This window comes from Mycobacterium sp. UM_11 (genome assembly GCF_001414075.1).
In the GTDB taxonomy this organism is placed as follows: Bacteria; Actinomycetota; Actinomycetes; order Mycobacteriales; family Mycobacteriaceae; genus Mycobacterium.
The window spans coordinates 28705-41629 of sequence record NZ_LATC01000041.1 but is presented as its reverse complement, the minus strand read 5'-3'; the positions used below and the strand labels follow the sequence as shown (position 1 = coordinate 41629).

Sequence of the window (12925 nt, the reverse complement as noted above, 5' to 3'; positions counted from 1 at the left end):
TTGTTGACCGGCAGGTGATACTCGTTGCCGTTCAACGAAAATGCCCCCTTGGCGATCCGGTTGCCGTAGCGGCCGATGATCGCGCCGAAGTAGGTCTTGGCGGATCCCGTGTTGTTCAGGTAGCCGTCCAGGGCCGGAAAGCCCAGCACCACATTCCCGACATGTCCGGTGCGGTCGGGGACCTCGATCGACTGAATGATGCCGCCGTAGGTCAGGATTCGCACGCGCATGCCGTGCCCGTTGGTGAGCGTGTAGCGGGTCACCGGGGTTCCATCCACCTCGCCGAACGGCTCGCCGGCGATCGACGGCGGCTCCGCGGGCGTCGTGGTCGTGTTGCCACATGCCGCCAAGCCCGCGACGCCGGCCACGGCGATCAGCAGAAGCATTCGTTTGCCGTCCACGGCGCTCCTTGCACTCGTACCCAATCAGCCTGTGCACCAGCAAAAAGGGCCGCATCTCTGCGGCCCTTTGGTGGAGCTGCCGGGAATCGAACCCGGGTCCTACGGCATTCCCTCAAGACTTCTCCGTGCGCAGTTCGCTATGCCTCTACTCGGATCTCCTGGTCACGCGAACCAGCCAGGATGACGATCCCAGTCGCTGTTGGTGTCCCGATGAGTCCCGCGACCGAACTCATCGGTGGATCCCTCTAGCTGACGCCAGGCTCCGGGTCGAGGGCTTTCCCGGTCTGACGGACTAGCTGTCGCTTAGGCAGCGAGAGCGTAGTCGCGCTGATGTGAATCGGCGCTTAATTGGTTGCAACGACGCTTACGGTGGTCTCTTGCCTGCACCGGCACGCTTCCCTTGATTCGATGCGCGAAGTCGAAACCGTTCAGCCCCTCGCATCCCCGCCGACTTTCGGCAGGACAATCCATGGTACGCCGCTATCAACGCGCGGCAACGACGTTGTCTTCCGCCCCGGCGCTGCGATCAGATCACGAAATTGAGGTGCTCGACGACCTGGGCGGCGACGTCCTCGTTACCGCCCAGCTCAACGCCCTGCGCGCGGGTGGGGCACATCGGCCGCCCACCGGCGAGCCTGGTGAACTGCAGCCCGTCCAGCCGGATCGTCACCGTCGGCTCCTGACCACCGAAGTCGTCGACCACTTGGGCCCGCCCGTCGACGGCGACGCGGATGCTGCGCGACAGCGGCCCGGTCAGATCGAACAGCACCCGGGAACCCTCGGGCGCTTTGGCGCGCTTGCCGACCACGTAGCCCATCGTGGCTTCGATCTCGTCGAGGGAGAGCTCCGCCGCGGGCCCGACCAGCTGATCGTCGGACGGCGGCCAGCGCAGCGCCTCGCGGATGTCCTGTTCGTGCATCCAGCAGTCGAACACCCGGACGCGCATGAACCGCCCGTAACTCTCCGGGCCGACCGGCGTCAACGTCGCCGCGTCCCAGTCCTGCGCGGACATGTCCGTCAACGCCTTGCGCCGCTCGTCGGTGATGTCCTTGAACCGCTTGATGACGTCCGCGCCGGCTTCGGCGCTGAGGTAGCGGACCCAGCACTCGTTCATCACGCCGATGTCGTTGCGGACATGGTCGAGGGTCGAGACGTCGATGTCCGGCTGGGGCGCGGGGACGCCGGCGAGGAAGGATTCGGTGCCGATCATGTGCGCCACCAGCGCCTTGACGTCCCAGCCCGGCAGCGGGCTGGACGCCTGCCATTCGCCTTCCGGCAACCCGCCCAGCAGCGCGGCGATGTCGTCCCACACCGCGAACAGACCGGCGAGTACCTCGGACTTGTCGAGCTTGGTGACGGGGCGATCGGCCATGGTCGGATAGTAGGCCGATCGGACGCCGAATCGACAGGCGCAGCCTCAGCTGGCGGCGATCATGGCCACCGAGCCCATGGCCATCACCATGCCGAACCCTTGCCAGCGGGTCAGCCGCTCGCGCAGCACGATCATGGCCAGCACCACCGTGGCCGCCGGGTAGAGCGAGATCAGGATGCTGGCCAGCGAGAGCAACCACGTGTGCAGGGCCAGCAGCATGGTCACGTTGGCGCAGATGTCCAGAAATGCGACGGCCCAGGCCAGCTTCATCGGCTTGCCGCGCGGGGCGCGCAGGTTGTCGCTGGCCGCCGCCATCACGAAGATCACCACGGTCGCCGAGAGCCGCGCGAAGACCAGCGGCCACAGCTTGCACGCGTGCGGCGCCTGGTGCAGAAAAACCAGATTCAGCCCCATCGCCGAGCCGGCGAGCAGCGTGAGCCACGCCACCTTGGGGGTGAATCGATACGGCGTGACCCCTTGGGCGGTCGCCTCGCGGCTCACCAGCATGACGGCAACGAGCGCCAATACGACGCCCACCGACGCCCCTGGACCCGGCCGCTCCCCCAGCGCCACCCCGACCGCCACCGGCACGGCGGCGTTGAGGACGGCCGCCAACGGTGACACCACCGAGATGGGCCCGGCGCCCAGCGCCGCGAAGAAGGCCCACATGCCAACCGCCATCCCGACGCCGTAGAGGGCGCCCCAGAAGATGGCGCCGCGCGAAATCGGGCCGCCCACGGCGAGGGCCATCGCCGCCAACAAGAACGTCTCGATCGGATAGACCACCAGCATCACGCGCAGCGCCGCTACCCGTCGAGCTGCCACACCGCCCACAAAGTCGCTGACACCGTACGTAACGGCCGACAGCTGGGCGTAAGCCGCCCCGATCAGTTCATGCCCTTGGCTCGGCGACCCAATTCACGGACCACTTCACGCTGGGCATCGCGGCGGGCCATGTCCTGTCGTTTGTCGTGCGCTCGCTTGCCGCGCGCTAACGCGAGCTCGACCTTGACCTTCCCCTCGGAGAAATACAGAGACATTGGCACGAGGGCGAGGTTACCATCTCGTATCTTGCCCACCAGACGGTCGATTTGTTGCCTATGTAACAACAACTTTCGATTGCGACGTGGCTCATGGTTGGTCCAGCTACCGTGCTGATACTCCGGAATGTACAAGTTGCGCAACCACACTTCGCCGTCGTCGACGGTTGCGAACGCGTCGGCCAGCGACGCATGGCCCTCGCGCAGACTCTTCACCTCGGTGCCCTGTAACGCCACCCCGGCCTCGAACTCTTCGAGAATTGAATAGTTGTGCCGCGCTTTGCGATTGGTGGCAATGACTCGTTTGCCGCCGCGCTTGTCGCCCGCCGCCTTCCCCCGGCCGGGATCTTTCGCCATAGCTACCGCCGGATGTAGAGGCGCAGCGTGGCGTAGGACGTCAGGCCGGCCATCGACACGCCGAGCAGGAACAGCCACGGCGAGATGTAGAGGATGTCGGCGTAGTCGACCTTCGCGATCAAATGCGCTTGGTAGAACTGGCTTAGCGCGTTGTCCAGGAACCACGCCCGCACCAGGACCAAGCCGACCACCGCGATGGCCACACCGATGGCCGCAGCCAGCATCGCCTCCAACAGGAACGGCAGCTGGGTGTACCAGCGGCTGGCGCCAACCAGCCGCATGATCCCGATCTCGGTGCGTCGCGTGTAGGCGGCGACCTGGACCATGTTGGCAATCAGCAGGATTGCACCGACGGCCTGCACCAGCGCGACGGCGAACGCGGCGTTGCGCAGTCCGTCCAGCACGGCGAACAGCCGGTCGATCAAATCCTTTTCGTTGAGGATGCTGCGCACGCCAGGCTGGCCCTGCATCGCGGCATCGAATTCCGCGTGCTGTTCAGGGTTGTTCAGCTTGACGATGAACGACGCCGGAAACGATTCTTTGCCCGCAACGTCTTTGAACTCCGGGAACTTCTTGATCGCGTCGTTGTACGCGTCCTGCCGGTTGACGAAGCGCACCGACTTGACGTCCTGGCGCGCATCGATCTTGTCCCGCAGCGCTTTACACGGACCCGACGCGCAGGTCGCGTCGTTGGCGGAGATGTCGTCGGTGAGGAACACCTGCGTCTCGACGCGATCGAGATAGATCTCGCGCGAGTTGTCGGCCAACCGGACCACCAACAGGCCACCGCCGAACAGCCCGATGGAGATCGCCGTGGTCAGGATCATCGCGGCCGTCATCGTGACGTTGCGACGAAGACCGGTCAGGACCTCGTTGAACAGGAAGCCAAAGCGCACTTAGCGGTCCATCCCATAGATGCCGCGTTGCTCGTCACGAACCAGCCGCCCCAAGGACAGCTCCACGACGCGCTGACGCATCGAGTCGACGATGTGGTGGTCGTGCGTCGCCATCAGCACCGTCGTCCCCGTGCGGTTGATCCGCTCCAACAAATCCATGATGTCCTTACTGGTGTCTGGGTCGAGATTGCCAGTCGGCTCGTCGGCCAAGAGAACCAGGGGCCGGTTCACGTAGGCGCGGGCGATCGCCACGCGTTGCTGCTCGCCACCGGACAACTCGTGCGGCAGCCGGTTGGCCTTGCCGGACAGGCCGACGGTTTCCAGCACCTCGGGCACCACGCGGTTGATCGCGTCGGTCCGCCGACCGATCACCTCCAGCGCGAACGCGACGTTCTCGTACACGGTCTTCTGCTGCAACAGCCGGAAGTCCTGAAAGACGGTCCCGATCACCTGGCGCAGCTTCGGGACGTGCCGCCCGCGCAGCTTGTTGACGTGAAACTTCGACACCCGGATGTCGCCGGAGGTCGGGTTCTCCTCGCCGAGCAGCAGCCGCATGAATGTCGACTTACCGGAGCCCGACGGGCCGATCAGGAAGACGAATTCACCCTTGTCGATTTTGACGCTGACGTCCTCCAACGCCGGACGCGCCGACGCTTTGTACTTCTTGCTGACATGGTCGAGGGTGATCATCACGGCACGCCAGTGTAGCCGTGATTTTCGCTGGCAAGCCAAGTCAACTGGCTGGCAGCGGCGAACTGGGCGCCGGTCCGGGCCCCGGCTGCGGGAGCGGAGGCGGCGGTGTGGGCGGGCTTGTGCTGGGCGGACAGAACGGCGCCGGCAGCAGGCAGGGCAGCTGCGGGAGCTGCAACGGCGGCGTCGTCGTGGTCGTCGTCACCGGCGGTGGCGGGGGCGCGGGCGACGGCGTGCTCGTCGGGGTCGGCGTGTGCGTGGTGGCCGGCGGCTCCTGCACGCGGCTGCGGGGCACCCACGTGTAGTTGGGGTCGGGCACGAAGCCCGGCGGCACCACTTGCTGCGCCGGCGGCTTGGGCGCCGCTTCGGGGCGGTACGTGTCGTAGACCCACCACACCGCGAAAAAGGCGATGATCAGCACCAGGGTGGACGTGCGGACCCGCCCGCCGAACATGTACTTCGGCCAGCGATGTTCGGTGTCTTCGCTGCGTTTCTCGAAAAGGCTCAGGGTCAATTTCAACGTTTCTGCACCGCACCTTGGACGTCGTCGCCGGCTACCTCCTCGGCAGCCTGGGCGACCGGCACGGACGGGTCGTCGACCAGGCCCACGGTCGCGTCCGCCGCCGTCACGATGCCGACGCGGGCCAGCGCCCGGATGACCAGGACGCGCAGCTGCCGCCCGGCCTCGAACTGCTTGCCGGGCAGCGTGCGGGCCACCAGGCGAAGGGTGACGGTGTCGACCTCGATGCTCTCCACGCCCATCACGGTGGGCGCATCCAGCAGCAACTCGCCTAGCCCCGGGTTGTCCATCGCGCGGTCGCACTCCTGGTGCAAGACCTCGTTGACCCGGTTCAGGTCTGCGCTGGTGGACACCGGGATGTCGACCACCGCGCGGGCCCAGTCCTTGGACAGGTTGACCACCTTGACGATCTGCCCGTTCGGAATGGTCAACACCTCGCCGTCCGGTGAGCGCAGTCGCGTCACCCGCAACGTCACGTTCTCGACCGTGCCGCTGGCCTCCGTCGAGGAGACGACGGTGAGGGTGACCAGGTCACCGAAGCCGTACTGGCGCTCGGCGAGGATGAAGAAGCCCGAGAGCAGGTCCCGCACCAGCTGCTGCGCGCCGAAACCCAGGGCGGCGCCGACCACGGTGGCCGGCGCGACCAGTCCCCCGACCGAAAACTGCAGCACGCTGGCGATCTGCATCATCACCCAGATGCCGATGAGGACCACCGACACCCAGGAGATCACCGAGGCCATCGCCTGACGGTGCTTGGTGGCCTCCGAGCGCACCAGCGCGTCGCTCTCGGCGAAGCCCAGGTTGAGTTGACGGGTCACCTGCTGAGCCACCCAGTTGACGAACCGGGCCGCCAGCACCGCGACGATCAGCACCATGACGATCCGCAGACCGCGCGTGATGATCCATTGACCGATTTCGCCGCGCCAAAATTCGTGCCAGCCCAGCGCTTTTATCGAGGCGGTCGAGGCTTGAAGAGTTGTGTTAGTCGTCATCTTTTCGGTTGCGCCACCGGATTCCCGCTTCCAGGAACCCGTCGATGTCCCCGTCCAGGACGGCCGCCGGGTTGCCGACCTCGTACTCGGTCCGCAGGTCCTTGACCATCTGGTACGGGTGCAGGACGTAGGAGCGCATCTGGTTGCCCCACGAACTGCCGCCTTCGCCTTTCAACGCGTCCAGCTCCGCGCGTTCTTCGGAACGCTTGCGCTCCAACAACTTTGCCTGAAGCACGCGCATCGCCGAGATCTTGTTCTGCAGTTGCGATTTTTCGTTCTGGCAAGTCACGACGATACCCGTTGGGATGTGGGTTAAACGAACCGCCGAGTCGGTGGTGTTCACCGACTGCCCGCCCGGGCCGCTGGAACGGTAAACGTCAACGCGCACATCGCCTTCCGGTATGTCGATGTGATCGGTGGTCTCCACCACAGGAAGAACCTCGACTTCGGCGAACGACGTCTGACGTCGGCTCTGGTTGTCGAACGGGCTGATCCGCACCAGCCGATGGGTGCCCTGCTCGACCGACAACGTGCCGTACGCGAACGGGGCGTGCACCGCGAACGTCGCGCTCTTGATGCCCGCCTCTTCGGCGTAGGAGGTGTCGAACACCTCGACGGGATACTTGTGTTGCTCGGCCCACCGCATGTACATGCGCATCAGCATCTCGGCCCAGTCGGCGGCGTCCACCCCGCCGGCGCCGGAGCGGATGGTGACCAACGCCTCGCGCTCGTCGTACTCACCCGAGAGCAGTGTGCGCACCTCGGTGGCCTCTATATCCGCGCGCAGCGCCTTCAGCTCGGCGTCCGCCTCGGCCAGCGCTTCACCCCTGCTGGCAGCATCTTCGCCCTCCTCCGCCGCCAGCTCGTAGAGCACCGGGAGGTCGTCGAGCCGCTGCCGCAGCTCTTCGATGCGGCGCAGCTCCCCCTGCGCGTGGGACAACTGGCTGGTCACCCGCTGCGCGTTGCTCTGGTCATCCCACAACTTGGGATCCGACGCCTCGTGTTCGAGCTTCTCGATCCGGCTGCGCAAACCGTCCACATCGAGCACCCGCTCCACCGTGGTCAGGGTGGAGTCAAGGGCGGCGATATCGGCTTGACGGTCGGGTTCCACAGCGGACCACGTTACCGGGACCCACCGGGGACCCCGGCTCCCGGCGAGTGCCCGGGCCACGACCAGCGGTCATGCGTTTAGCATCGAGTCACGGTCATGTGCACCCCGCGCCGCGCGCCCGCAGCCCCCCGCGCGCTAACCGGGCACGAATAGAAGGTCGAGTATGCGCCCCTACCACGTTGCAATCGTCGGCTCCGGACCGTCGGGATTCTTCGCCGCGTCATCCCTGCTCAAGGCGGCCGACGCGGCCGAAGGGATCGATGTCGCCGTCGACATGCTGGAAATGCTGCCCACCCCGTGGGGGCTGGTGCGCTCCGGCGTCGCGCCCGACCACCCCAAGATCAAGTCGATCAGCAAGCAGTTCGAAAAAACCGCCGAAGATCCGCGCTTCCGCTTCTTCGGCAACGTGGTGGTCGGCGAACACGTGCACCCCGGGGAGCTGTCCGACCGCTATGACGCGGTGATTTATGCCATCGGCGCGCAATCCGACCGGTCGTTGAGGATCCCCGGCGAGGACCTGCCCGGCAGCATGGCCGCCGTCGAATTCGTGGGCTGGTACAACGCGCACCCGCACTTCCAAGAACCCGGCCCCGACCTGTCGGGCGCCCGCGCGGTCGTGGTCGGCAACGGCAACGTCGCCCTCGACGTCGCCCGCATCCTGGTGACCGATCCCGATGTGCTCGCACGCACCGACATCGCCGACCACGCCCTGGACTCGCTGCGGCCGTGTGGCGTGGAGGAGGTGGTCATCATCGGGCGGCGGGGGCCGCTGCAGACCGCGTTCACCACGCTGGAGTTGCGCGAGCTGGCGGACCTGGAAGGGGTCGACGTGATCGTCGATCCGGCGCAGCTGGAGGGCATCACCGCCGAAGACGAGGCCGCCGCGGACAAGACGACGAAACTGAACATCAAGGTGTTGCGCGGTTACGCCGAACGCGCCCCACGGCCCGACCACCGTCGAATCGTGTTCCAGTTCATGACCTCTCCCATCGAGATCAAGGGCGACGGCAAGGTCGAGAGCATCGTGCTGGGCCGCAACGAGCTGGTCACCGACGAGAGCGGCCGGGTCTCGGCCAAGGACACCGGCGAGCGCGAGGAGCTGCCGGTTCAGCTCGTCGTGCGGTCGGTCGGCTACCGCGGCATGCCCACGCCGGGGCTGCCGTTCGACGAGAAGACCGCGACCATCCCCAACGCCGCCGGCCGGGTGGAGGGCAGCCGCAACGAATACGTCGCCGGATGGATCAAGCGCGGCCCGACCGGCGTCATCGGCACGAACAAGAAGGACTCCCAGGACACCGTCGACACCCTGCTCGCCGACTTGGGACGCGCGAGGGGCGAGTTGGCGGATTTCCCCGACGACCACGCCGACCAGCTGGCCAACTGGCTGGCCGCACGCCAGCCCAAGCTGGTCACCTCCGAGCACTGGGAGATCATCGACCGCCATGAGCGGGCCGCCGGTGAGCCGCACGGGCGGCCGCGGGTCAAGCTGCCCAACCTGCAAGAGCTGCTGCGGATCAGCCACGGCTGAGCGCCCCTGGGTGTGCTTGACACGTGCCCAACAACGCGCGCCGCAAGCGGCCGCACCGGGGTGAATTAGCAAGTCCCGCAGCGGGTTTCGTGTCCTTCCTGCCGGCATCGGGGCAAGCGAGCTCGGTTAACAGAAGATGAACTACAGGGAAACAAGTCCTTAATTCTGGCTGGCCGGCGCCGGAATAGCCGCAAAACCCCGCAAGCGCCGTCCGCGCCTGCGACCTTTGAATTGCCCGAACATCGAAGGATCCATTGCGATGCCCTGTGCGCACGGTCCGCCACCTCGATAAGCGCCACGCTGCCCGCTAGACAGCACGTGAGCGCTCGCGCTCGGCCGCCCAGTCACCCGGGGTGAGCTTTGCCGATCCGGCAAAGCGGTGTGGGAGCGGCCAACAGATTTGCCAAACAACGCCGATGCGTTCAGCCCCGGCGTTATTCACGTTTGCCTTCACAGGGATGGGACATCATGGATTGGGCTTTTCTTCCACCGGAAATCAATTCCGCCCGGATGTACGCCGGGCCCGGGCCGGCCTCGTTGTTGGCCGCCGCGGGAAGCTGGGACGCGTTGTCGGCCGAGCTGGCCTCCACCGCCGCGTCGTACGAATCGGTGCTCTTGAGCCTGGGCCTGCAGTGGCGCGGCTCGGCGGCCGACGCGATGGCGTTCGCGGCCGCCCGCTACCTGGCGTGGTTGCAGGCGACCGCCGAGCAGACGCAACAAACCGCCATGCAGGCGCGAACGGCCGTGGCGGCGTACGAGCAGGCGTACGCGATGACGGTGCCGCCCCCGGTGATCGCCGCCAACCGCACCCTGCTCGCGTCGCTGCTGGCGACGAACATCGTGGGCCAGAACACCGCCGCCATCGCGGCCGTCGAGGCGCAATACGCCGATTTCTGGGCTCAGGACACCGCCGCGATGTCGGGTTACGCCGCCTCCTCGGCGGCGGCGACGCGGTTGCCGAAGTTCACCGCCGCGAGCAAATCCACCAACGAGTCCGGGGTGGGCGCCCAGGACACCGCGGTGGCCACGGCCAGCGCCAGGACGGCCGCCAACAAGGCTGTGGCGCAGTCGTTCTCACCGCAAACCAGCCAACTTTCGGCGCCGGACCCGCAATCGGGAGTCGGCGCCGCTCCGCTGGCGGCCGCCAACAATAACAACGCCTTCCGAGTCCTCGACCTCATTCAGGGCACGGGCGTCGGCTTCAGCGCTCCCTACAACATGGAGCAGTTCGTATCGGGAATCATTGGGGCCGAGAACAATCTGGGCATCCTCGCCAAGCCCGGGGCGGCGGCCGCCAATCTCGCCCCCGCCATCGCGGCGCCCGCGCTTCGCGGCGCGACGGCGGGCCTGGGCGGAGGCCTGGGCAACATCACCGCGACGCTCTCGCACGCCGGCTCGATCGGGCCGATGTCGGTGCCCGCAAGCTGGTCGGCACCGACGAGCACCCATATCTCGCCGCTATCGCCCGCCGGCTTCACCACGCTGCCCGGCACCGAGGAGCCGGTGGCGTCCGGGTACCCGGGTTATCCGGGCATGCCGGGCAGCGGCGCCGCGCGCTCCGTCGGCGTGGGCGCACCGCCCCGCTACGGGATGCGGCTCACCGTGATCCCCCGCCCGCCGGCCGCCGGCTGACGTGCCGCCGATCCGCCAACTGCCGTCGGAGATAGAACGAACCGTTCGCCGCACGCAGCTTCGTTGTACGCGCTCATAGGGCTGTCACACAATGGATTTCGGCCTCCTGCCACCAGAGGTGAACTCCGGCCGGCTCTACGCCGGCCCGGGGTCCGGCTCGTTGCTGGCCGCCGCCGGGAGCTGGGACTCGCTGTCGGCGGAGTTGAGCATCACGGCCGCCGTCTACGAGTCGGTGCTGTCCGGGCTGACGGGGTTGCACTGGTACGGGCCCGCCTCCCAGGCCATGGCGGCCAGCGCGGCGCCCTATGTGGCTTGGCTGTATTCCACCGCCGAGCGGGCTCAGCAGGCGGCGACGCACGCCCGGGCGGCCGCGGCGGCCTACGAGCTGGCGCATGCCATGACGGTGCCGCCACCCGCGGTCGCCGCCAACCGCAGCCAATTGGCAATGCTGATAGCGACGAACTTCTTCGGACAGAACACCGCCGCGATCGCCGCCACCGAGGCGCAATACGCCGAGTATTGGGCTCAGGACGCCGCCGCGATGTACAGCTACTGCGCCAGTTCGGCCGCGGCGGTGCAGTTTTCGCCCTTCTCCTCCCCGCGCCAAACCACCGACCCGGGTGGGGTGCCCGCCCAGCAGGCGGCCGTCGCGCAAGCCACCGCCGGCGCCTCGAACTCGGGCACGGGCTCGCAGGTGGTGACCCCCGCAGCGCCCGGCTCGTCCTCGCAACTTTTCCGGATACTCGACACCATCCAGGGCGTCCAGACCACGTTCAACGCGCTGCTCAATTCGGAAGGGTTTCCCGCGGGAATCATCCAGGCCGACAAGAACTTAGGCATTTTGCCGAACCTCGGGGCGGCTCCGGCCGGAATGCCCGCTGCGCCCGCGCTGAGCGGTGCCGCGTCGGGCCCGGGCGGCGGCGTTCGGGCGGTGTTCGCCGGCGCCGGAAGGATCGGGGCGATGTCGGTGCCCGCCGGCTGGGCGTCCGCGACCGGCAACCCCACTCCGGGGTTGCCGGAGTTGCCGGTCGGTGGCTTCTCCGCCGCGCCGACTGAGGCGCTGGCGCGAACGACGCCCGGCGTGCCCGGGCTACCGGGGATGCGAGTCTCGCGGGCCGCGATGGTGGTCCCGCGCTACGGCGTGCGGATCACGGTGATGGCACGCCCGCCCGCGGCCGGCTGACGGGCGCTACGCCGGCGGCGGCTCGGAGGGCGCTAACCTCCAGTTGTCCGGATTCTTCGGCGAATACACGACCGGGAACAACTGGCCCATGGTCGGCCAGTTGTCGGCATCGACCGCCATGCGCTGATACACGGCGTGCTCACTGACGGTGGGCCCGTTGATCACACCGGCGATGGTGACGAACTGCTCACCGGTGGCCTCGGGCCGCGGGCTGACGCCGGTCACCAGCAGCGTTCCGTTCAGCAGCTCGCCGCGGGGGCCGCGCGGCCCGAACCGCTGGGCGAGGGCGACCGCCAACACGGCCAGCAGCAGGATCAGGACTCCGAATTCCCACACGCCGCCATGGTAGAGCCGTGATAGGACTGCGTCATGAGTCGGGACGATCTGACATTGGCGCTCGCGCTGGCCGACCGCGCGGACGCGCTGACGTCGGCCCGCTTCGGCGCCCTCGACCTGCGCGTTGACACCAAACCCGACCTGACCCCGGTCACCGACGCCGATCGCGGGGTGGAGACCGAGCTGCGCGAGGCGCTGGGCCGCGAACGGCCGCACGACAGCGTCGTCGGCGAGGAGTTCGGCGGGACCACCGCTTTCACCGGACGGCAGTGGATCATCGACCCCATCGACGGCACGAAGAACTTCGTGCGGGGCGTGCCCGTGTGGGCCAGCTTGATCGCGCTGCTCGAAGACGGTGTGCCCGCCGTCGGCGTCGTCAGCGCCCCGGCGCTGCAGCGGCGTTGGTGGGCCGCGCGCGGCCGGGGCGCCTTCGCAGGCGTCGACGGCGCCGCGCCGCGGCGGCTATCGGTTTCCTCAGTGGCGCAACTTGATTCGGCCAGTCTGTCGTTTTCCAGCCTGTCCGGCTGGGCGGACCGCGGTCTGCGGGACCGCTTCATCGCGCTGACCGACGCCGTCTGGCGGGTGCGCGCCTTCGGCGACTTCCTCTCCTATTGCCTGGTGGCCGAAGGGGCCGTCGACATCGCCGCCGAACCCGAGGTTTCGGTCTGGGACCTCGCCGCGCTCGACGTCCTGGTCCGCGAGGCGGGCGGGACGATGACCGGCCTGGACGGCGTGCCGGGACCGCACCGCGGCAGCGCCGTGGCGACGAACGGGCCGCTGCATGCCCACGTGCTGCGCAGCCTGGATACCGGCGCTGTGAATTAGTTAACAAGTGTTCTCTGTGATCTTACTCCGGAGTAAGATAGG

General features: G+C 67.5%; 13 protein-coding genes, 1 other RNA gene and 1 pseudogene. 4 read left to right on the top strand and 11 right to left on the bottom strand.

Going from position 1 to position 12925, the window contains the following annotated elements; all coding sequences use genetic code 11:
• The 10 genes and pseudogenes from WU80_RS12710 to prfB form a co-directional block, all read right to left on the bottom strand.
• Positions 1-401: pseudogene (locus WU80_RS12710) on the bottom strand (galactose-1-epimerase); the annotation flags it as partial.
• Between the two features lie 68 nt (positions 402-469).
• Positions 470-837: a transfer-messenger RNA gene (ssrA, locus tag WU80_RS25420) on the bottom strand.
• 90 nt (positions 838-927) lie between these two features.
• Positions 928-1773: a maleylpyruvate isomerase family mycothiol-dependent enzyme gene (locus tag WU80_RS12705; protein ID WP_055403049.1), complete on the bottom strand. Its 846-nt coding sequence runs from the start codon at positions 1771-1773 to the stop codon at positions 928-930.
• A 45-nt stretch (positions 1774-1818) separates the two neighbouring features.
• Positions 1819-2664: an EamA family transporter gene (locus tag WU80_RS12700; RefSeq protein WP_156349528.1), complete on the bottom strand. Its 846-nt coding sequence runs from the start codon at positions 2662-2664 to the stop codon at positions 1819-1821.
• On the bottom strand, positions 2661-3170 hold the full coding sequence (gene smpB / locus WU80_RS12695; RefSeq protein ID WP_055403044.1) for an SsrA-binding protein SmpB: 510 nt from the start codon (positions 3168-3170) through the stop codon (positions 2661-2663). The genes WU80_RS12700 and smpB overlap by 4 nt, the downstream gene beginning before the upstream one ends.
• 2 nt (positions 3171-3172) lie before the next feature.
• On the bottom strand, positions 3173-4066 hold the full coding sequence (gene ftsX, locus WU80_RS12690) for a permease-like cell division protein FtsX (protein ID WP_055403041.1): 894 nt from the start codon (positions 4064-4066) through the stop codon (positions 3173-3175).
• Positions 4067-4756, bottom strand: a complete 690-nt coding sequence (gene ftsE / locus WU80_RS12685) for a cell division ATP-binding protein FtsE (protein ID WP_055403053.1) — start codon at positions 4754-4756, stop codon at positions 4067-4069.
• Positions 4757-4799: 43 nt separating this feature from the next.
• On the bottom strand, positions 4800-5276 hold the full coding sequence (locus WU80_RS12680; RefSeq protein WP_055403039.1) for a hypothetical protein: 477 nt from the start codon (positions 5274-5276) through the stop codon (positions 4800-4802).
• The gene (locus WU80_RS12675; RefSeq protein WP_055403037.1) at positions 5273-6268 is read right to left on the bottom strand and encodes a mechanosensitive ion channel family protein; all 996 of its coding nucleotides are present in this window, start codon (positions 6266-6268) and stop codon (positions 5273-5275) included. The genes WU80_RS12680 and WU80_RS12675 overlap by 4 nt, the downstream gene beginning before the upstream one ends.
• On the bottom strand, positions 6258-7379 hold the full coding sequence (prfB, locus tag WU80_RS12670; RefSeq protein ID WP_055403035.1) for a peptide chain release factor 2: 1122 nt from the start codon (positions 7377-7379) through the stop codon (positions 6258-6260). Before prfB ends, WU80_RS12675 begins: the two co-directional genes overlap by 11 nt.
• A 163-nt stretch (positions 7380-7542) precedes the next feature.
• Here prfB and WU80_RS12665 point away from each other — a divergent pair, with 163 nt between their 5' ends.
• The 3 genes from WU80_RS12665 (at position 7543) to WU80_RS12655 (ending at position 11722) form a co-directional block, all read left to right on the top strand.
• Positions 7543-8907 (top strand): FAD-dependent oxidoreductase, encoded by a 1365-nt coding sequence (locus WU80_RS12665; protein ID WP_055403033.1) that lies wholly within the window; start codon positions 7543-7545, stop codon positions 8905-8907.
• A 468-nt stretch (positions 8908-9375) separates the two neighbouring features.
• Entirely contained in the window at positions 9376-10539 is a 1164-nt protein-coding gene (locus tag WU80_RS12660) for a PPE family protein (RefSeq protein WP_055403031.1), read from the top strand.
• Positions 10540-10630: 91 nt separating this feature from the next.
• Positions 10631-11722 (top strand): PPE family protein, encoded by a 1092-nt coding sequence (locus tag WU80_RS12655; RefSeq protein WP_055403029.1) that lies wholly within the window; start codon positions 10631-10633, stop codon positions 11720-11722.
• Positions 11723-11728: 6 nt separating this feature from the next.
• Here WU80_RS12655 and WU80_RS12650 read toward each other — a convergent pair whose 3' ends face one another.
• Entirely contained in the window at positions 11729-12058 is a 330-nt protein-coding gene (locus WU80_RS12650) for a hypothetical protein (RefSeq protein ID WP_055403027.1), read from the bottom strand.
• A 33-nt stretch (positions 12059-12091) separates the two neighbouring features.
• On the opposite strand from WU80_RS12650, the gene hisN reads away from it, so the two are divergent.
• The gene (gene hisN, locus WU80_RS12645) at positions 12092-12883 is read left to right on the top strand and encodes a histidinol-phosphatase (RefSeq protein ID WP_055403026.1); all 792 of its coding nucleotides are present in this window, start codon (positions 12092-12094) and stop codon (positions 12881-12883) included.
• Positions 12884-12925: the final 42 nt, after the last annotated feature.